The sequence below is a fragment of the Neochlamydia sp. EPS4 genome (assembly GCF_000813665.1).
Taxonomy (GTDB): domain Bacteria; phylum Chlamydiota; class Chlamydiia; order Chlamydiales; family Parachlamydiaceae; genus Neochlamydia.
The window spans coordinates 1-23,380 of the sequence record NZ_JSDQ01000002.1 but is presented as its reverse complement, the minus strand read 5'-3'; the positions used below and the strand labels follow the sequence as shown (position 1 = coordinate 23,380).

The window sequence follows — 23,380 nt, the reverse complement described above, 5'->3', positions numbered from 1 at the left end:
AAGGGTGCCATTTAAATTTCAATAGCTTTAACGATTCCTCTTTTTTTTTGAAGAATACTAAAGATCTATTGAAAAGTCTATTTCCTTATTTGCTTAAATGCAGGCAAACAGATAAAATCTGGCTTAAAGCTTCTCAAAAGTCACTCGAAATTTTACTATGGAGTTCACTTGTATGTTGAAAAATGGCAATGCTCATCCGGAAACTGGTTCTTTTGCAGTCAAAGTAGGGCTGGCAGAAATGTTAAAAGGGGGCGTCATTATGGACGTTACCACGCCAGAGCAAGCAAAAATTGCAGAGGATGCAGGGGCGGTTGCTGTGATGGCCTTAGAGCGTATTCCAGCAGATATCCGGGCGCAAGGTGGTGTAGCTAGAATGTCAGGGCCTGAGCTTATCCATAAAATTCAAGAAGCGGTTTCTATTCCCGTAATGGCTAAGTGCCGCATTGGGCATTTTGTAGAAGCTCAAATTCTTGAAGCCCTATTTGTGGATTTTATTGATGAAAGTGAGGTGTTAACGCCTGCTGATGAAGAAAATCATATTGATAAACATGCGTTTCGGATCCCTTTTGTCTGCGGCTGCCGTCATTTAGGAGAAGCTCTTCGCCGCATAGGAGAAGGCGCCGCTATGATACGTACTAAAGGTGAAGCTGGCACAGGAAATATTGTTGAGGCTGTTCGCCATTTGCGCACCCTTAACCGGGAGATGCGCGTACTGACCACCATGGATAATAGCGAGCTGATGGCTGAAGCTAAACGCTTGGGAGCCCCTTACCATCTCGTTAAACAAGTGGCTGAAAAAGGTAAACTGCCAGTTCCTAATTTTGCTGCCGGTGGGATAGCTAATCCAGCTGATGCGGCCCTAATGATGCAGTTGGGGGCTGAGAGTGTATTCGTAGGTTCGGGTATTTTTAAATCAGAGGATCCTTCTCAAAGAGCAAAAGCAATTGTAGGCGCGGCTACTTACTACAATGACCCCGAGATGTTAGCAAAAATTTCTATGGGCCTGCTAAGTGCTATGAAAGGACTGGATATTCAACAGATAAGAAAAGAAGATTTGTTGGCCCAAAGAGGATGGTAAATGACCACTATTGGTGTTTTGGCGCTACAAGGTGCTTTTTCTAAGCATATAGATATGGTGCATTCTTTAAATGTGAAAGCTGTCGCGGTGCGCAAGCCTGAGGATTTAAGTAGGTGCCATGGGTTGATTATTCCAGGAGGAGAATCTACCACTATAAAACGTCAAATTGATTTCATTCAAATGTCTTATCCTTTAAAGCAATTTGCTCAGCTAAGGCCTCTTTTTGGTACATGTGCAGGGCTTATCTTGATGTCCCAAGAAATAATTGCCGACCCTATGCAACCCTTAGGCATTATGAATGTTTCTGTAGAGCGCAATGCCTTTGGCCGTCAGTATGAGTCCTTCATTGCCAATCTAAAAGCTAACTTGAGTTCTTCTCAAGCTGAGGATGTGGCTGCAGCCTTTATTAGAGCACCACGCATTCATCAGTATGGTAAGGAGGTTGAGGTTTTATCGACTTATCAAGGAGAAGCTGTGCTGGTAAAGCAAGGAATGCATTTGGGAGCTACTTTTCATCCTGAACTGACCCAAAGTACAGCTATTCATAAATATTTTATCTCTCTGATAAAAAGTCATTAGTTATGAAATTATGAGATAAACTTAACCTCTAGTGGCCTTTTATTCTCCTGTATAACCGCATACGCCTGCCCGTGGGGAATTAACCAGCGGCATGAGCATATAAGTGTCTTTTTCATTGACAGCACAGGGGTGACTTGTACTGCACTTGGAACATAGCTTTGAACCGCATAAAGAGCAAATGATATCAGCCGCTTGATTGCATGTTTCGCAGAGAAAAGCAGGCGGATCATTTCGCATAAAAATTGAAATTTCTTTTTGAGGGCAGGCAGCAAGTTTTTCTAGGACTTGTATATCGAGTTCAGTAGAAGATCCCATATCGTAAACGTATGTAAACTCTAAGCCTGGAGATAGGATTTTACCGATTGGATTATTCATAGAGGGGCTAAGTTTGCCAGATTCAGTATGAGACATGTAATGGCGTCTGCCAATAGTAAACTCGCTAAGGTGTCCGCAGCATTCTACCCATGTAGTCCTTAAAAACTCATCTAGAGATCGTAAGGAAGTGCTTTGAGGAATAGAGACAAACATCCAATAAAGACCGGGCTCTTCCGCCCACGAAATTCGAAGTAAATATCCCTCTGGTGTCGATTGAGAAGATTGTAAAGATTTTAAAGCACACTCAAGTAAATGAGCGCTTCCCTTGCTGGGACTATAGGTTTTGCCGCAGGTAGTGCATGTGCCTTTAGTTTTCATTTTTTCCTCCTTTCTTCAATGATTTTAAAGGGTGATGTTTTTTAATGAAATTTATGAAAACGAATTTTTTTCAGTATCAACAGGAATGCCAGGGCTCAAAAGTTATTAAAATACATGCAGCCCTTTTTTATTACTTTTAAAATTATCAAAAAGAATTTATTTATTTCAATCCTTCTTCATCGTTTGAAAAAAAATTTAAAGATTTTCTAAGGTTGAAAAGGGGTAATGAAACCTTTCCATCCACCAAGTATTTATCTTATTTTGTCAAAAATCAAAATTATTTACCTCTTCATTCGTCTGCTGAAAAAATAATAACTTAAAGGTAAAAAATGTTTATAAGTTAATACGACAAGACTGTAGAGATAGTAGAAGGGTATCGAGCTTTGAGACTACCTCTTGCCATGTAGGCTTTAAACAAAGATGGGTAGTCATCTTTAGCCAAGTGACCTATCAAAGAGAATACCCTACTTTAGCCAAGCATTACCTTAAGGGCGGTGAAAAAGAAGCCAAAGCCTTTATTAAGCTCCTGTAGCAAGAGTTTTCATGTCCAAGCAATGCTAAGAGCCAACTAGATAAGTTTGCAAAAAAACTTAAATATTACAGATTATAACACCCTAAATTATAGCAAATCAAAAGCATACTATGACTGGTCGGCCCAAAGCTGAGCAAAAACCTTCTACATCTAGCTAGCACTTACAAGGTACAGTAGCTTGCTCTTTGCTTAACAAGTTAGCTAATCCCTCCCGGTGATAAGGATACAAATTCGTTTGACTTGCTTTTTTAATTTTTTTATATTGTCTTTAAAAATATAAATGCTGAAAAAGTTATCACTACCCAAGGAAATAAAATGCATCCTATCTCTTCGGCCTCTATTGAAAGCTTGCCCAATGAATTGCTTCTCCCTATCTTAGAGGCTTGCGCAGTTCCTTCCTTATTTAGCGTCTGTAAAAGATGGCATCATCTGCTAGCTACTGAAGTCATGCCCCCTCTTTATAAGCAAATAGGTAAAGTGCATGTTCCTCAAGGAAATGTTAAGGAGCAGGCTCTCAATGTAGATAGGATTTATAAGCTAGAAGAAAAGCTTTCTGAAGCAGCAAAGGTAAATGCAATCTTTAGGCAAATCTTTACTTTAGCTAGCTATCTTTCTCCTTTAAAATCTAAAGAAGACGAAGAGCTTTCTGAAACAGCAAAGGTCAATGTAATCTTTAGGCAAATCTTTAATTTAGCTAGCTCTTTTTTTTCTTTAAAATCTAAAGGACAAATAGAGGAAAACAAATCTTTTACTCTAGCTAATTACTCTTCTTATCTCTTAAATATTAATCGCCTTTTGCTTTGGAAAAAACTTCCTGGGGGGGAAGAATACTTGAGCCGAGGAGAAATTAAGCACTTGCCTCTAAAGAAAAAAGGAGAGCTTCTTAGGGAGTGGATTGAAGAAAATTGTAAAAACATCAAGGCTTTAGATTTATCTGAAGCAGGCTTGACTTACTTACCCCAAGAAATAGGCCAATTGTCTCAGTTGCAAACGCTTGAATTAAATCGAAACCAGCTCACCGCTCTGCCTGCCGAACTCGGGCAGCTATCTCAGCTAGAAGTGCTTGGCTTAAATGAAAACCAGCTCACCGCCTTGCCTGCCGAACTCGGGCAGCTGTCTCAGCTGCGAAAGCTTTACTTAAGCCAAAATCAGCTCAACAGTCTGCCTGCAGAAATTGGGCGGCTATCTAAGCTGCGAAAGCTTTACTTAAGCGAAAACCAGCTCAATAGTCTGCCTGCAGAAATTGGGCGGCTATCTAAGCTGCAAACGCTTGAATTAGATCAAAACCAGCTCACCGCCCTGCCTGCCGAGCTCGGGCAGCTGTCTCAGCTGCGAAAGCTTCACTTAAGAGAAAACCAACTCACCAGTCTGCCTGTAGAGATCGGGCAATTGTCTCAGCTGCAAACGCTTGAATTAAATCGAAACCAGCTCACCGCTCTGCCTGCCGAACTCGGGCAGCTATCTCAGCTAGAAGTGCTTGGCTTAAATGAAAACCAGCTCACCGCCTTGCCTGCCGAACTCGGGCAGCTGTCTCAGCTGCGAAAGCTTTACTTAAGCCAAAATCAGCTCAACAGCCTGCCTGTAGAAATTGGGCGGCTATCTAAGCTGCGAAAGCTTTACTTAAGCGAAAACCAGCTCAACAGTCTGCCTGCAGAAATTGGGCGGCTATCTAAGCTGCAAACGCTTGAATTAGATCAAAACCAGCTTACCAGCCTGCCTGCAGAAATCGGCCAATTGTCTCAGTTGCAAGAGCTTTACTTAAGCCAAAATCAGCTCAACAGTCTACCTGCAGAGATCGGGCAATTGTCTCAGTTGCAAGAGCTTTACTTAAGTCAAAACCAGCTCACCGCTCTGCCTGCCAAACTCGGGCAGCTGAGACAGCTGCGAAAGCTTTACTTAAGCCAAAATCAGCTCAACAGTCTGCCTGCAGAGATCGGGCGGCTCTCTAAGCTGCAAGCGCTTGAATTAGATCAAAACCAGCTCACCAGCCTGCCTACCGAGATCGGGCAATTGTCTCAGTTGCAAGAGCTTTACTCAAGTCAAAACCAGCTCACCGCTCTGCCTGCCGAACTTGGGCAGCTATCTCAGCTAGAAGTTCTTGGCTTAAATGAGAACCAGCTCACCGCCCTGCCTGCCGAACTCGGGCAGCTGAGACAGCTGCGAAAGTTTTACTTAAGCCAAAATCAGCTCAACAGTCTGCCTGCAGAGATCGGGCGGCTCTCTAAGCTGCAAGAGCTTGAATTAGATCAAAACCAGCTTACCAGCCTGCCTGCAGAAATCGGGCGGCTCTCTAAGCTGCAAGCGCTTGAATTAGATCAAAACCAGCTTACCAGCCTGCCTGCAGAAATCGGGCAATTGTCTCATTTGCAAGAGCTTTACTTAAATCAAAACCAGCTCACCGCCCTGCCTGCGGAAATTAGGCAGCTGTCTAAGCTTACAAGGCTTGAGTTAAGCCAAAACCAGCTTACCAGCCTGCCTGCAGAAATTAGGCAGCAGTCTAAGCTGACAAGGCTTGAGTTAAGCCAAAACCAGCTCATCGCTCTGCCTGCAGAAATTAGGCAGCTGTCTAAGCTACAATGGCTTTTCTTAAATCAAAACCAGCTCACCGCTCTGCCTGCCGAACTCGGGCAGCTATCTCAGCTAGAAGTGCTTGGCTTAAATCAAAACCAGCTCACCGCTCTGCCTGCCGAATTCGGGCAGCTCTCTCAGCTAAAAGTGCTTGGCTTAAATGAAAACCAGCTCACCGTTCTGCCTGCCGAACTGGGGCAGCTGAGACAGCTGCGAAAGCTTTACTTAAGCCAAAATCAGCTCAACAGTCTGCCTGCAGAGATCGGGCGGCTCTCTAAGCTGCAAGAGCTTGAATTAGATCAAAACCAGCTCACCAGCCTGCCTGCCGAGATCGGGCAGCTGTCTCAGCTACAATGGCTTTTCTTAAATCAAAACCAGCTCACCGCTCTGCCTGCCGAACTGGGGCAGCTCTCTCAGCTAGAAGTGCTTGGCTTAAATGAAAGCCAGCTCACCGCTCTGCCTGCCGAACTGGGGCAGCTCTCTCAGCTAGAAGTACTTGGCTTAAATGAAAACCAGCTCACCAGTCTGCCTGCAGAAATTGGGCAGCTGTCTCAGCTAGAAGTGCTTGGCTTAAATGAAAACCAGCTCACCGCCCTGCCTGCCGAGCTCGGGCAGCTGTCTCAGCTGCGAAGGCTTGACTTAAATCAGAACCAGCTCACCAGCCTGCCTGCCGAGATCGGGCAGCTGTCTCAGCTACAATGGCTTGAATTAAATCAAAACCAGCTTACCGCTCTGCCTACAGAAATTGGGCAGCTGTCCGAGCTGCAAGAGTTTTACTTAAATCAAAACCAACTCACCGCTCTGCCTACAGAAATCGGGCAGTTGTCTCAGCTGCAAACGCTTTACTTAAATCAAAACCAGCTCACCAGTCTGCCTGCAGAAATAGGTCAATTGTCTCAGCTGAAACAGCTTGAATTAAATCAAAACCAGCTCACCAGCCTTCCTGCAGAAATCGGGCAGTTGTCTCAGCTGCAAACGCTTGAATTAGCGGAAAATCCTTTGAAAGATATTGCAGAAAAGATAAGGCAACGTTTTCAATTGTAAAATGTCCGTAAGTGCTTTTTAATTTGGGGAGGGCTTAAATGAAATAAAAAGCTTTTAGCCATCTTATCTTTAAACAAGCAAGCAGCTTTCCTTCCAGTAACTAAGCAAGCTTAAACTAGGCTACACATTTATAATGACAAGAAGTTTCTCTCTTTTTCTGCAGATTGCTAGGCTGGGAAAGCAACCTTTCTTGACAGGAAGAAGCTAGGCATATTGTATTCCATCATTCGGTAGAAGAATTAAAACATTGCGCCAAAAAGAGCCGTTTTTCTTATATAAGGCAAAGAATCAATCTCATTCTTTTAACCAAATCCAAATTACCGCGTCACTTAATCCCCAAAACCTGTGGTTGCTCCTGAATGCTTAGAAGGTCTCCGCTCTTTCCGTGAATCTATCTGAAAAAAAAGCGATGTAGATCATTTGTGAGTTGCTTTTCATTGATAAGAACAGGAATTCGTTTGACTTGCTTTTTTAATATTTATATATTATCATTTAAAAAATGAAAATGCTGAAAAAGTTATTACTACCCAAGGAAATAAAATGCATCCTATCTCTTCGACCTCTATTGAAAGCTTGCCCAATGAATTGCTACTTCCTATCTTAGAGGCTTGTGTAGTTCCTTCCTTATTTAGCGTCTGTAAAAGATGGAGCCACCTGTTATCTACTGAAGTCATACCCACTCTCTATAAGCAAATAGGTAAAGTGCATGTTCCTCAAGGAGATATTAACAAGCAGGCTCTTATTGTAGATAAAATTTATAAGCTAGAAGAAAAGCTTTCTGAAATAGCAAAGGTAAATGCAATTTTTAAACAAGCCTTTGCTCTATCTAAATCTCTTGCTCCCGCGGAGTTAGAATTTAAATGGAAAACCCAGGAAAAGAGATATTATACGCTAGCTAATTATTCCTCTTATCTTATAAATATTAATCGCCTGCTAATGTGGGAAGCACTGCCTGGTGGAGGGGAGTTCTTAGATCAAGAGAAGATCAAGTATTTACCTTTAGAAAAACAAGGAGAGTTTCTTAGAGATTGGATTGAAAGGTATGGCAAAGATATAACGAGCTTGGATTTAACCGGGATCGGCTTGACTTATTTACCCTCAGAAATCGGGCAGCTGTCTAAGCTGCAACGGCTTTTCATAGGCTACAATCAACTCACTACCGTTCCTGCAGAGATAGGGCGGATGTCTCAGCTGCAAGAGCTTGATTTAAGCCACAACCAGCTTACCAGTCTGCCTGCAGAAATCGGGCAGCTGTCTAAGCTGCAAACGCTTGATTTAAACCAAAACCAGCTCATCACTCTGCCTACAGAAATCGAGCAGCTGTCTGAGCTGCAATGGCTTTACTTAAATCAAAACCAGCTAACCAGTCTTCCTGCAGAAATTGGGCGGCTGTCTCAGCTGCAAACGCTTTACTTAAATCACAATCAGCTTACCGCTCTGCCTACAGAAATCGGGCAGCTGTCTCAGCTGCAAGGGCTTTACTTATATCAAAACCACCTTACCAGTCTGCCTGTAGAAATCGGGCGGCTGTCTCAGCTACAATGGCTTGACTTAAATCAAAACCAGCTCACCAGCCTGCCTACAGAAATTGGGCAGCTGTCTCAGCTGCAAACGCTTGAATTAAATCAAAACCAGCTCACCAGCCTGCCTGCAGAAATTGGGCAATTGTCTCAACTGAAATGGTTTGAATTAGCGGAAAATCCTTTGAAAGATATCAACGAAAAAATAAGGCAGCGTTTTCAATTGTAGAATGGCCGTAAGTACTTTTTAATTTGGGGAGGGCTTAAATGAAATAAAAAGCTTCTAGCCATCTTATCTTTAAACAAGTAAGCAGCTTTCCTTCCAGTAACTAAGCAAGCTTAAGCTAGGCTACACATTTATAATGACAAGAAGTTTCTCTCTTTTTCTGCAGATTGCTAGGCTGGGAAAGCAACCTTTCTTGACAGGAAGAAGCTAGGCATATTGTATTCCATCATTCGGTAGAAGAATTAAAACATTGCGCCAAAAAGAACCGTTTTTCTTAAATAAGGCAAAGAATCAATCTCATTCTTTTAACCAAATCCAAATTACCGCGTCACTTAATCGCCAAAACCTGCGGCTGCTCTTGAATGCTTGGAAGGTCTACCCCTTTTCCGTAAATCTATCTGAAAAAAAGCGAGGTAGATTATCTGCGAGTTGTTTTTCCTCTTTATTTCCTTATCCGATAATTCGCGTTAAATAGCTCTAATCTTTAGTTGGAAAAGGATTTTTTATGCGGATGCCTTTTTATCTATAGGAAGAGATTCAAGGATATGCTTTAAAAAACTAGGTCTGCATACACAGTTCTCTAAAGGCTGCTTATCTAATTAACGAGAGGGGTGGTCTAGGACATGGGATTGCCTAAGGATAGTTTAAAAGCGTATAATAAGGATTTGAGCAGCTCTTTAGGGGATTACATACCTAATAAAAGCCTGTTTTTAAGGAGAGAGAACCAGCTTTTATAAATTTACTTTACTTTTGAAATATACCGCTATAGGTTCTTTAACCGCTATAAGTTAAAACTTATAGCCAAATCCTGCGCCTGCTTTAAACCCTCCTACATTGCGATATTTTTTAAAATGCACCGGCTGGTAGAGATAGTCAATGAATACATCCATAAAGATACGTTCACTCATTGAATAATAAATACCTGATTTTAATATGCCTCCTACGGCAAACTTTGAAACCTTCTCATGTAGGCAACAGGATTTATTAGTCACATTAATCCTTGAAAAGCTAGACCCTATTCCAACATATCCGTCGAGAAACTCCCCGAACGGATAAATATATTTTATTCCAAAGCTAATTTGAGGGATCTCTACTTTACTTTTGCCACAACATCTATCTCTGTGAGCTCTACTATGTTTAGAGAAATAGTCAAAATTGCTCCAACCTCTTAGATATTCAAAAGGAGGGAGAGGAAGAGAAGCTTCTATTTGATAGCTTGTGCCTATCTTCCCATAAAGTTTTTTAAAGCGCTTATTAGCATGAATAAACGCACCGGAACGGATTTCTAAGGTCATTGGCTGCTCCTCTATCCAGGCATGTAGCTCTCCTATGCTGAGAAGGAAAAGGCATGCGATTCCTATATAAATTTTATTCATGACTGATCCTTATTTTAGTTGGAATGCTTTCTTTATTGCCTGCATATACTGCAACAATTGCATAGCCTTCTGCAGATTTTTTAGATTTGCAACATTTTTTATAGACTAAAGGAGCGCTAGCCGGAATTTGCGCCGTAAGAATCCCTTTGTGATAGACACGATAGGAGATTACATAAGGTGAGGGGGATATCCATGTTATCTCTAGCGGGTACTCGGTTCGATTTAAGTATTTACACTTGCTTAAGGAGGCGGCAGCAGTAGGGACAGGAGGATCTGGTAGGTAGATAGAGACTTCATTCGATTGAGCAGACAGGTCAAAATTATTGCCTGCACAGGTTGCAAATTGATAATCAACTAAAGATTTATTGTAATAGATATTGCCGTTAGAAGGATAGCTAGCAATGTGGGCTTCAAATTCGATCGTGTTTAATTGACCGACAAGCATATCTCCAATAAAAAATCCTTGAGTAAGGTCAGGATCAGGGCTAATGGGTAGGCTATTCAATTTTAAACTACCCGCAACATAGTTGAGGCCGGTGGGCAACACATCCTTAAAATTTACAGACAAGGCGTCACTTGTTCCAGTATTTTCAAGTCGGATAGAAAAAGTGACTTTCTCGCCAAGAGAAGAACTTATGGACTGCACGGCGTTGACAGTTTTTTTCGAGTTTATAATGGGTGCTCCTACTTGAATCTGTAAACCCAGGGCGTTGACTGTATAATCATCCGAGGTAGTCGTACCTAAAGCATAGGCCTTTTTTTGATTATAGGTAATCGCATGAGAAACATCTATGCTTGTAATATCATATCCCTGCCTACCACCCGATTTATTGAGATTATTAAAGGGATCAGCGTTCAAATTTCCATAGCTACCTCTTTCATCCAATTGAGAAGAGCCTACGGCTACATATTTATTATGAATAGGATCTAGCTCAAGAGGAAGTCGGGTGTTAATTTGAGAGGCGAAAAAATTGTTGATGGGATTATTAACCCCTGAAAGAGAATTGGCTGCGATGGTGAGGGGTAAACTTTTACCAAAGAGCAGGCAATCACCTGTTTTATTAGCATCCCCTTCAATAGCGCTAATAAAAAGCCTTCCAGAGAGTACGCCGGAAGGGGGAGCACAAAATCCCGACACCTCTACAGGATTAATGGTTCTCGAGGCTTGCTCACAGCCTACAAAAAGTGTCATGTTATGGGTCAGCATTAAAGGATTGGCATAGACGACGGCCAGCGTCCATCCGGCACTGTTATGAGTGTCATCTGTAGTTACTATGGTTCCATATATTCCACCTGCTATATATGTGCCTGGGCCTGCATCTTGAACAATGGAGGTTACATCGGCACTTCTTACATAGTTTCCTGATTGCGTGTAACCAGGTGTGATAGCTTCTTGGCTGGTGGCTGGATCGGCTGTAATCGTGTAACTGATTTGTTGGGGAGTAGTCAGGGTGATAGCTACATTAGGTAATGGAGGTAAAGGGGGCGTCCCAGAGGAAGGAAAACCATAACTTCCTCCCCACACCAATTCAGCATAGAGGATAGTACTACCTGGAAGTAGATCCAAGACCGCTGAAGAGCTGTTTTCAAGGTAATTTAAAGTCGTGCTGGCGGGTGGATTAGTTCCTAGGGGATAAGGGCCATGAGGGAGAGTTCCTACTGGCTCGGTAGGATCTGTGGTGATAAAGGCGCCAATAGAATCATCTGTGCCAGGATTGTTTTCTTGTAGATACTTAGAAAGACCCAATGTATTTCCTGTGAAAGTGATTCCCCCATTATCGGTGGTGGTATAACGCAGAATATAGGTAGCTTCAAGAGGAGAGCCTAAAGAAAACCCCAGCAAAATACAGAAAAACGTCAGCAACTTTTTCTGAGCGTAAGTAAAGAAGAGCGATAAAAAAGAAGGGGCATTCATCATTAGCAAGATCCTCAGTATAAATTTTTGTTTTTCCCTAATAGGATTTTTAAATTTTGCTAGAGGCTAGCAAGAAAATAGGTCTATATCTTAATTTTTGAATTTTTGTTAATATAAATCTTTTCTTTTTCAAAAATTTTTAATTTCATAGAGAGGATAATAAAAAAATTTAAGCTAGATCAGCATTTTTTAGATGCATGGATATTAGGCTCTACCCACTTTCCAAAGTTTCGGCTTTATTCATAGATAGCGTTAAGCCCTATATCTTTTGTGCTTTCTTCTAAAAGTGCTACCCAAAGGCATTTTTTTTAAAGCAAGCGCAATAGCTAAAAACCTCTTGAATATTCAAGCAGATGAAAAATCAGGTCTACGAGAAAAGTGCAGTAAATTCTAGCTTATAAATTTTTATCCATTTTAATTTTAAGTAGGGCGGAGGATTGGCGGAGGTGGTGGGAGAGGCAAAAAAGGAAATTATTAATTACAAGATATTTTAAGGGGATAAACGTTGAATATGCCATATTTGTTCTGCAAAGTGATAGCTAAAACGATCATGCAATCGATTAGTTCTACCTTGCCAAAACTCATAGTAATAAGGCTTGATAATGAAACCACCCCATTTATCTGGGCATGGTATTTTAAGGCCTTCATACATTACGCTTAAACGTTCATATTCTTCTTCTAAAATCTTTCGAGAGGAAAGAATACTTCCTTGATGGGAGGCTAAAGCGCCTAATTGGCTTTGGCGCGGACGTTTATCGAAATATCTCATCGAGACTTCTCGCGAAGTTTTTTCTGCTAACCCTTGAATAATTACTTGCCTTTCCAATTCCTTCCACAAGAAGATAACCGATACTTGAGGATTTTCAGTGATTTCTTGAGCTTTACGGCTTTCATAGTTGGTAAAAAAGGTTAAGCCTTTCTCGTCCAAATTTTTAAGTAACACTGTACGTATAGAAGGAAGACCGGCTTTTGAGCAGGTAGCAAGGACCATGGCATTAGGTTCTAAAATTTGTAAAGCATAAGCTTCTTCTAGCCAAGCTTGAAATTGTTTTACAGGATTAGCCGCGAGGTCTTCGCGTTTTAAAACCTTTTTTGCATACTCTGCTCTTAACTCTTCTAAATTCATTCAAATTTTCCAAAAGGTTTTAAATATTGACACTTTTTTCCTTACTTGTATTATGAACCTACTGTTAAATTTTTTAGAAGAATTTAACCTAATTACATTTATGCTAGGAAAAATTGCATGTCGATAAAGCTTTCTCTTAAAAATCTTCAAGTCACTCACAAGAAGATCTTAATGCGGGTGGATTTTAATGTTCCTCTGGATCCCTTAGGTCGGATTATCGATGATACACGCATCCAAGCTTCTTTGCCATCTATTGAATATATTCTTAAACAAGGCGGAAGCATTGTTTTAATGAGCCACCTAGGACGACCTAATGGCCAAAAAATTTCTAATTTTTCTTTAGGGCCGTGTGCTAAACACTTGTCTACGCTAATCGGGCGTCCAGTACATATGGCAATTGACTGTGTAGGTAAAAGCGTTGAAGCGCAAGTACAAAAACTGGGGGCCTGCCAGGTAATGTTATTAGAAAATCTTCGTTTTTATCGTGCCGAAGAATACCCTGAGCATAATTCCTTTTTTGCCCAGCAGCTGTCAAAGTTAGGGGATGCCTATGTAGATGATGCTTTTGGCACAGCTCATCGTAAGCATACTTCTACTTATTACCTGCCTAAGCTTTTCCCGCAACAAGCAGCTATGGGCTTTCTTATGGAAAAAGAAATTCTATTTTTAGAAAAATTTATAAGAGATGCTAAAAAACCTTTTTGCGCCATTATAGGAGGAGCCAAGATATCTACCAAACTAGGGCTTTTAAAAACTTTGTTAAATAGGGTAGACATTCTTTTAATTGGAGGGGCGATGGCTTTCACTTTTATGAAAGCCCAAGGGTATACTATCGGGGATTCTTTATATGAGCCAGAATTTGTAGGTATAGCAAAAGATATCTTAGATGAAAGTCGGATAAAGGGAGTGCAAGTGGTTTTACCCAGCGATCATATTATTGCTCAGCAAGTGGAAAAGTCAGCTGATGTGTCTACTATCTCAAGCGAAGCAGGAATTCCTGAAGGTCATCAGGGATTTGATATCGGCCCTAAAACCATTCAACAATTTTCTGCATCTATTCAACAGGCTGCTACTATTTTTTGGAACGGTCCCTTAGGTGTCATTGAAGCTATCAAGTTTGCTAAGGGTACAATAGCTATAGCAGAAAAGTTGGCTCATTCATCGGCAACTACTTTAGTAGGAGGAGGGGATTCTATTACCGCTCTACAAAAGGCCGGGCTGATGGAAAAAATCACTTATATCTCTACAGGAGGGGGAGCCTCTTTAAAATTCCTTGAATCAGGTACCCTACCGGGCATAGAAGCTCTCTCTAATGCATAAAGGCTTGCAAAAAAGCTATCTACATTCTATCTGTTAACTATCAAGTACTTAAGTTTTTTCTCCTCTTGGTTAGAGGGAAAAACTCCTTGAATAATAAAAAAGAATGTTTTATGATACATGTAAAATTTACTTTTGTAAGCTTTGTATAATGATCCCTACAGTAGGGAAAGCCAGCAGATAATGTAACTTGAGGAATATGATAAGTATTCTCCCTCCAATCTTTGCTCTTCCGGTTCTCGAAAATTCTTTTTTGAGTCACATTTTTCTTTTAGAATCCCCTCCACTCGTAAAAATTAGCTATATCTTCAATATAATAAAGGTTTTGCATGTCAGGGTCCAATGCGGTAGATGAACCAGAGTTTAGTAAATGGCGGAGCTATTTGTGGCCCGTCCATAATTACGAGCTAAGAAAGCTCGTTCCGATGCTGTTAATTTTCTTTTTAATTACTTTTGACTATAATATTTTAAGAACCTTAAAAGATACTGTTGTTGTTACTGCTAAGTCTTCGGGTGCCGAAGTGATTCCCTTCATTAAAGTGTGGGTCATGTTTCCTAGTGCCATATTGATGACTATCTTATTTACCCGTCTTTCTAGTTGCTTTTCTCGAGAAAATGTCTTTTATATAATGATAGGTGGCTTTTTAAGTTACTTTGTTATATTCATTCTCATCCTTCATCCCGCTCGTGAGTCTTTGCATCCTCATTCTTTAGCGGATAAAATGCAACAAATCCTTCCTTTAGGTTGCAAAGGATTGATTGCTATGTTTCGCAATTGGACTTTCACAGTTTTTTATGTAATGTCTGAACTTTGGAGTAGTGCCATTTTATCGGTGCTGTTTTGGGGGTTTGCTAACCAAGTGACACGCGTGAGCGAAGCTAAAAGGTTTTATGGTCTCTTTGGCATCGGAGCTAATTTCTCAGGGGTGGTGGCAGGACAAGTGTCTGTCTTTATCAGTCGTCATACTTATAATCCTAATATTCCCTATGGGACAGATGCATGGGATCAATCCTTGTTAATGTTAGTTTGCCTGGTCCTTTTATCAGGAGTGGGGGCTATCTTTTTATTTCGATGGTTAAATAGCTGTATACTAAGTGATCCTCTCTACTACGATGCAGCCGCGGCTACAGAAGATAAAAACCTTAAAGATAAAAAGCTATCATTAAGGCAAACTTTTGCCTATCTTTCTAAATCAAAATATCTTACATGCATTGCTATTATTGTGCTTTCTTATAATTTAGTAATTAACCTTACCGAAGTGATCTGGAAGCATGAAGTGCGCGAGCTGTATCCTAATCCGAGTGACTACAGTCTTTATACCAACCAAATCTCTACGATTATTGGAGTCATTGCTACTTTTTGTGCTTTGTTTGTTTCCGGGAATAGTATGCGTGTATTGGGATGGACCTTTACAGCCATGCTTACTCCCATCATTCTCTTCTTTACAAGCTTAGGGTTTTTCTTTTTCTTTTTCATGAAAGGACATTTGGCAGAGGTTGTCATGGTGCTAACCGGAATGACTCCTCTTATGTTGGTAGTCTTTGCTGGTTCGGTGCAAAATATTCTTAGTCGTGCTGCTAAATATTCTGTGTATGACGCCACCAAAGAAATGGCTTTTATTCCTCTATCAGCCGAGTGGAAATTAAAAGGAAAGGCAGCTATTGATGGAGTCTGCTCAAGGCTTGGAAAGTCTAGTGGTTCTGTTGTGCATCAAACCTTACTTTTACTTTTTTCTACTTTTACTGCCAGTGCGCCTTATGTAGCTCTTGTTCTATTTGCGGTTATAGCTATATGGATGATGGCAACACGTATGCTAGGCGGGGCTTTTAATGAAATGACTTTAAAAAAGCCTGAAAGAAAAGATACTTTATCTGAAGTGATATCTTTAGCAAATAGGGGAAAGCTGCAGGAACAGAAAGCCGGCTAGAATGTAGCTGCTAAAAAAATAGGCGATATGCTATTTTGTTGTTCTCTAAATTCAGATAGCGACTTGATTGATGACGTTAAGTTGCTATCTTTTTCTTTTTAAGAAAGAAATGAATTTTTAATATTTTTTAATTTTAGTTTTACTTGTTGAAATGTATATCATCAATTTGTTAAAATTTTTTATTTACAAAAGGTTGTGATGACTCAATTAGTTAACCCCGAGTTTGGCGCCCTTCGTTCTTTGTTTTGGCCTATTCACCGGCATGAGCTTAAAAAAATGCTGCCGATGCTTCTCATGCTGTTCTTAATATGTTTTAACTATACAATCTTGCGTAACATGAAAGATGCGGTGGTGATTACTGCCGCTGGGGCAGAGATCTTACCATTTATTAAGGTATGGGTTCTTTTACCTATGGCAGTAGTGGTTACTCTTATTTTTACTAAAATTTCCAACATTTTTAGCCAAGAACGTGTATTTTATATCATGATCTCGGCTTTCTTAATCTTTTATGCGTTATTTGCTTTTCTTCTTTATCCTTTGCGTGAAGTGGTAGAATTCAACCACAGTGCAGATTATCTTCAAAGCCTTCTTCCTGCGGGTTTTAAAGGAATGATAGCGATGTATCGTCATTGGCTTTTAACTACCTTTTATGTGGGAGCAGAACTTTGGAGCACTGCTATAATGAGTGTTTTATTTTGGGGATTTGCCAACGAGGTGACACGCATTCATGAAGCCCGGCGCTTTTATGGAACATTCGGTATAGCTTCTAATTTCGCTGCGATAGCTGCTGGTCAGCTAGGCATCTTTTGTTCTCAGCATATGGGGTTCATAGATAATGCTTGGGAAAAATCAGTCATGATGTTAACCACCATAGTGATCATTTCAGGCATTATTACCATGTGCACTTTTAGGTGGGTAAACCGCTATGTGTTGGTAGACCCTAGCTTCGATGATTTTCATATGAATAAACGTGAAATTAAGAAAAAAGGACGCTTAACCCTTCGCGAAAGCTTTTCTTATTTATCTAATTCCAAGTACCTTATTTGTATTGCTATTTTAGTCGTCTCTTATAATCTAGTCATCAACCTCGTGGAGGTAGTATGGAAAGACCAGCTTAGGTATCTTTATTCCAGCCCAAAAGATTACAATACTTATATAAATAATCTAACTTCTATTCAAGGCGTAGTCTCAACATTTGCTGCGTTGTTTATGGCTAAGTTTATCAGCCGCTTTGGATGGACCTGTACAGCTTTAGTGACGCCGTTAACTATGTTAGTGACTTCAGCTGGTTTTTTCTGTTTTATGTTTTTTCAAAACCATCTTTCCGATACGGTAATCATGTTAACAGGGACTACTCCTTTAGCTATTGCTGTGTTTTTTGGATCGGCCCAAAATTGTCTAAGTAAAGCTGCTAAATACTCTTTTTTTGACACAACAAAAGAAATGGCTTTTATTCCACTTAGCCATGAATGTAAGTTGAAAGGAAAAGCAGCTATTGACGGGGTGGGCTCTCGCCTCGGAAAATCAGGAGGATCCTTAATTCATCAGGGACTTTTAATGTTTTTTGGAAATTTAGTCATGAGTGCTCCATATGTAGCTTCTATTTTATTAGTGGTGATCATCTTTTGGTTTGTAGCTTGTCGATCATTAGGTCGTCAGTTTAATGATCTAGTAAGATCTCAAGAAACACAGCAAGCAGATCAAGCACCTTCTGAGCCTGCACAAACGCAGCCTGCAGTACCTAAAGCTATTGTAGTCTCAGGCTAACTTTCATAAAGGATAAACAAGGTAGAGGACCCTCTCCTTAAATCTTTTTTAAGCTTTCTTGCTTTTATCGCATCCAGCTGGAGTAAAATTTTTTCTAAATTTTTACCTTTAGCTTAAAGATTACGCGCTTTAAAAAACTAAGCCTGCATACCCAACCCTTTGAAAACTGCCTCTTTGAGATGTATTTATAGAGTAAGCGATTGCAAAGAATTGATCAAAAGCATAGGAGAGGAGACCCTAAAAACTTTCTTTTGCTTTATTAATCGGGCTTAACATCAGCTTACTCATTGATAAATAAATCCAATTCTCCCTTAGAGAAATTAAGCCATGGGCTTTAGAATTTCTTCAATAATGTGCACAAGAAGAAGGGTAAAACAAGGGTTTTAAGGCACCTTCTTATATAAAAGCTTAGGAAAAAATCTGGCCACCTAGAGGCCTAGAGGTTTAAGGTAATGTTTCAAGGCTAGTAATTTTGAGGAAAGGTACTCTTTTTTAAGTTAGGAAGAATTTTTCTTTAACCATCGGTAGCAAGAATATTAAAAGTTACCTACATTTTTAGATCAAAAAATGATCCATAGGTTTTAGCTTCTGATCCTTTAACCGGCGCTCTTCCATGACAGCCATAAGGCCAAATTTATCCTACTGTCTCTTTCTTTCTAGGAATGGCTAGCTCTACTAAAGATAAAAGTCCTAGTAAAATAAAAGTAATAAAGAATGGATCGGGAATTCTAGCTTGTAAGGTTAGCCCTATCAAAACAATAAACTGCAAACAAGTGGTAACTTTGCCACACCAAATAGCTCGAAATTGATAGTGACTTAAACGCTTATCAAGCAGAAGATGTACTCCAAAAATTAATACTGCGATATCGCGACAACTCAGAGCGATAGCTTGCCAAAGCATTAATCGACCTTCGCTGATAAGAACAATAGCCACAAAAATTACAAAAAATTTATCGGTGGATGGATCAAGTAAAGTGCCAAATTTAGTAGTGATTTTTTGGCGCCTTGCTAGATATCCATCCAGGCCATCACTAAGCATAGCTAGCAGGATCGCTATCACTCTCCAAAAGACGTTTTCCTGTAAAAATAAAAAAGCCAAAGGTATACGGCAAAAAGAGATTAAGTTAGGTAAAGATAATAGCATGCGTTGAACAATTTAAATTTCCCATTATTTTAGCCTATCTGCTCCTTTTTGTATCAATAAAATCGCTTAAAAACTAGTTAAAAATAATCACTAGGCTTTTCTTAAGATTTTTTGGTAGATAGGGAGGAGTAAACAACAGCTGAACTCTAAAAATAAGTTTAGCTGATATTTTTGATAGTAAAATGCTTAAAGCTCTTCAAAGAAACTTTACTATCAATTTAAAATTAATATTTTTATAAAGATTTTTTAAGAGGTAAGGAAGGATAATCAACGTTATTTTCAGTCATGTCTGGCAGCTCCTAAAAAAATTTATGGCTTCCTATTTAAAAAAAGGCAAGTAGCGCTTCTTTAAATGCTGCAAGTTGGCTAGAAAACTATTACATGCTTTTTTTATCTTAAGGCGAGCATTTCGGAGATAGGAAAGGCTTTTTAAGGATTAATCTATTTTAACATTTTATCCCGGAAAAAATATTCTAGACCGAAAATAATTAATAAATTGCTGCAAGGATAGATCACTAGGGGATATAAGCTTGTTTGGAATTATCTCCCTAAAGGCAATCTGCGTTAATAGTGCAGCCTTTAACTTTTAAAAAGAGGCATTCATGAAATACTCTCCTGTAGCCGTTATCAATCTGAAACGCTATCCCGAACGATGGATAGCTTGGGTTAAAGAAGCAGAGCGAATGGGTATCACTGATTATTCTCATTGGGAAGCAGTCGATGGTTCTACGCTAACGATTACCTCAGAAGTTCAACAGCTGTTCATAAAAAATGATTTTAATGAACATCGAGGGACTATAGGATGTGCTCTTTCGCATATGCATCTTTGGCTTCACATTATTGAGAACAAAATACCCGAGTTGATTATTTTAGAGGATGACGCTCGCTTTAATGATTTTTTTGAAATCCCAGAGTTGCCTTTGGGATGGGATTTGTTTTATTACAGTGGCCCTTCTTTCAAAAGCATCTACCCTCCAGGTATTTCTATTAACGATAAAATTATGATTCCTCAATTTTCAAAGGATCTACACTTTACTACCCTTAGTTATAGGTTGAGTTATAGCGGTGCTTGTAAGCTGATGGGAAGGCTAAGGAAGATAGGTTTTAATAGAGCTGTGGATGGATTCATAAGAGATACATTTGATCGTCTAAATGTTTTTTGTTATAAAAAATCAAGAGTCTATCCTGCCAATGATTTAGGACCAGAGGTTAATTCGACATTCAAAAGTTTTTTATAAGCCAAAGAGATAAATAAAACAGGCAGCTTTTTTTCATTGGCTTACCCAAACAAGGCTGGATTTCTTAAGTGGAACAGTGCAAGCTTTGAAGCTAAAAACTAAGAGATAAACAGTTGAATAAATTAAAAACTTACATGAGTAAAGTGCTAATGACCTTTCGACTTAAGAAAAGGGAAGCTAAAGATAGAGTCGTTAGAGTAGCATACCAGCATAGAGTAAGAGGAGCTTTATGAGAGGAAAGCTAGGAATTAATCTTCCGCGCTTTCCTCGGAGAGAAGTAAAATAGAATTTTATTCTTTAACTTATCCTTGGATTACACCATCCCAGCAAATATAACAAAAAAGCTAGCTGAGGCCATAGCAATCAAAAACGAAGATTTGCAGGCAAAATCATTAGTTTTCTTGGCAGTATGCTTGAGCGAATTGTAACCTTGCTTGAATAAATCCGCAAAAGTTTTGAAGGGGTTTGCCCATCCCTGCTGACTTGGTAAGGTAGGTAAGGGGATTTCCTGCTCATTTTCATTAAGAACAGCTGCTGGGTTTTCAGGGCTTTCCTCTCTGATGGCGGATGAATAGGCTTGTTGGCCATTTACTTGGGAAACGTTTAGCAAATCCAATGCCTCCTTCTCTTGATATTCTTGCTCTATCTCTTCCTGCAACTTCACCATGAAATTTTGAGTAATGAGCTCTCTATTAATGGCAGCTTTTTCAGCTAGTTCTTCGTCAGTTAAATTTTCATCAGTTTGGGTAGGAATAAATTTTTCTATCAGGATATCAACGTGTGCCTTCATTTCTTTAAAGCTTTGGTTTAAATTAGCCACCTCTTTTCGAAAAAATTTTTGATCACGCCTTATTCTCTTCTGATTTTCCTCTATTCTCTCTTGCTCCTGCCCGATTTGTTGTTGCATTTGTCCTATTTCTTCTAGCTCTTGGTTTATTCGCTCTTGAACTTGGCTAATTCTTTCTCGAGCTTGCTTTATAGCCTTAAAAGCTTCTATTAAATCTGCCTGCTGTTGGCTTATTAATTCAAAATCTTTCTTAAGGTGATGCTGTTCAAGTTTAAGCTTAGATAGGGCTGCATTTACAGAGGAAAAATCTTCTAATAATCCCTTGCTTTCTGTAATAAGTTGTTGATATTCTTCGCGAAGTTGCCCAAAGTCATGTTCTAATTCATCCAATTGTAAATGAACAATGTTACTCGGCAGCAGGCGTTCCGCCTCTATTTGTTTGAGTTCCATATTAAATATCTGATTTATTACATTCTGAACAAATGAATCTTGTTCACACTGGGCTAATTTTGCTGTAACCAATCTAATTTGGCTTTCAAAGGGATTAAAAGAACGCCCTTGCATATACGGATAAATTTTTTTAACTGTCATATAGGTAAACCTTATTTTTAAATTTTAAGATTTGTTCTTTTTTATAAAAAGTTAGCAAGCTTATTTCCCTAAATTTATATTCAGTTAATAAGCGTTTGTATGTAAATTTGGCTTATTAAAAGGATAATAAATTAACTCATTAATATATTTACACTATGTTAGCAAACCCTAAGGATAAAAGGCAAAGTGTCGATCTACCTAATCTGCTAAAATGAGCGCTTATACCGCTCTTTTTATGGCTTACTTTTTCCTGCATTTTCTTTATAATTGTTTCCACATTAGAATCAGATTTTATTCCTAATTCCTTACAAAAGATAGGTTGATTTTTTTTGAATTCAAGGTAATCATTTAAAAGAGAGTTTAACTTTTCTAAAACTTCGTTAGGAGTGTAATGGGCTTGCAAAAGCTTGTTGGCAACAAGCTTGTCTCCTAATTCTTTAAGCTTATTAGATGTGAATGTAGTTGCTTTGATAGCTGTTAAAATGCCGTCACAGCCTTTACCCTTTTCTATTCCTAACATTTTTTCAATACGGATTACTGTTGTTTGTAATTCTTTATTCTTTTCAATTAATCCTCGGTGAATGTCAAACAATTGCGCCACTGCTTCAGATAAGGAGGTATGGGCGTGCAATTTTATTCCCCGCTCTCTCATTAATTTTAGTATCTCCTCTTCCTCATTAGTTTTTTGCTGAAGCTGCAGGCTTAATAAATTTATTCTTTCCTTTAAATCCTTTTCTTGCGTGAGAAGAGAGTGCAGAGAATCATTTTCGTCTTTAAGCGCTAGCCTTTCAGCTTCACCTTTCCGATTTCGAGCTTCAAGTTCCTGATTTTTAAATAAAAGGTTGGTTCCATGATCTTTTAGCATTTGAATTATTAGTGAAGAAGCTTGCGCTGCACCTTCATGCACAGAGTTAATATCTTCTAATATTTCTTTCTCTTTGAGAAGAGCTTCATTTTTTTTGAAAAGTTCATCTTTTTGTGTTTTTAAAATATTATTTTCTTTTTCTATTTCTTTACCTTTATCGACAGCTTGGTCTCTTTCATTCTCAGTAAGATTCAGTTGTCCTCTTAACTCATCTTTATCTTTTTACAGGGCTTTTTTTTCGAATGCTAAATTTATAATTCTACCGGCATGCAGGCGATTTTCTTCTCTAAGTTCTTTTCGTTCTCTAACTAATTCTTCTAGCTGCTGGTTTTTAATTAAAATTTGTTGGCTAGTTGCTTGAAATTCTTGGAAAACACTGTCAATTCTTTCATTAAGCACCTTGGCTTGCTGCTCATATCTTGTATCAAAGTCTTTGGCTTGCTGCTCAATTGCTTTTTGCTGTTCATTTACTTGGTTTACTAAAGCATTGAAAGCATGTTCGGGAACTAATATATTAAAATCGTTTTCTAAACTGGCTTTTGGATCAAAAGGGATCATAAAAACTCCTAGTTTGATAATAAATATTAACCTTTACTTTATCTGCATATTAAGTACAGACAATACCTTCATCCTTATTTAAGTTTGTGATTTAAATCAATATAAATTTATGAAATCTATATAAACATATTTATTCGCCTTCTCTATCTTTAAAGCAAGCTTTAATTTTGCATGAAATTTTTCAAAGAATTTGAGAGGAGAGTTAATTTTAAAATAGCCTATTCAGCTTGATAATTTTTTATGAATCGCTCAATTTGCCATTTTAATATTAGACCCCCTTCGAAACTGGAATAAAATGTAAATTTTAGTAAAATGGTGACTCAACATTTAAAGGAGGCATCATGAAATTTGATAAGATAGAGAAATTAGACGATGAGCGATTTCGACGATTGACAGGGGTAAAGCGTCCCACCTTTGATAAGATGGTGCAAATTTTACAGGAAGCCGATAAGGCCAAGAAGATTAAAGGTGGGCGTAAATATAAACTAAGTCTAGAAGACATGTTGCTGATGGCATTGGAATATATGC

3 protein-coding genes are annotated in these 23,380 nt (G+C 39.0%); 2 read left to right on the top strand and 1 reads right to left on the bottom strand.

Annotation, left to right across the window (positions count from 1 at the left end):
• Positions 1-172: 172 nt before the first annotated feature.
• Positions 173-1,078 carry a pyridoxal 5'-phosphate synthase lyase subunit PdxS gene (gene pdxS / locus DB42_RS00210; RefSeq protein WP_044881214.1) on the top strand — a complete coding sequence of 302 codons (906 nt, stop codon included), beginning with the start codon at positions 173-175 and terminating at the stop codon, positions 1,076-1,078.
• On the top strand, positions 1,079-1,657 hold the full coding sequence (pdxT, locus tag DB42_RS00205; protein WP_044881213.1) for a pyridoxal 5'-phosphate synthase glutaminase subunit PdxT: 579 nt from the start codon (positions 1,079-1,081) through the stop codon (positions 1,655-1,657). It begins immediately after the preceding gene.
• Between the two features lie 39 nt (positions 1,658-1,696).
• On the opposite strand, the gene DB42_RS10090 is transcribed toward pdxT, so the two are convergent.
• A complete protein-coding gene (locus tag DB42_RS10090; RefSeq protein WP_052435837.1) occupies positions 1,697-2,350 on the bottom strand; it encodes a hypothetical protein in 654 nt (217 codons plus the stop codon).
• Between the last annotated feature and the right edge of the window lie 21,030 nt (positions 2,351-23,380).

Bases quoted from the DNA above. Each gene is read 5' to 3' on its own strand.
- DB42_RS10090 (WP_052435837.1), bottom strand. From the start codon at position 2,350: ATGAAAACTAAAGGCACATGCACTACCTGCGGCAAAACCTATAGTCCC.
- pdxS (WP_044881214.1), top strand. From the start codon at position 173: ATGTTGAAAAATGGCAATGCTCATCCGGAAACTGGTTCTTTTGCAGTC.
- pdxT (WP_044881213.1), top strand. From the start codon at position 1,079: ATGACCACTATTGGTGTTTTGGCGCTACAAGGTGCTTTTTCTAAGCAT.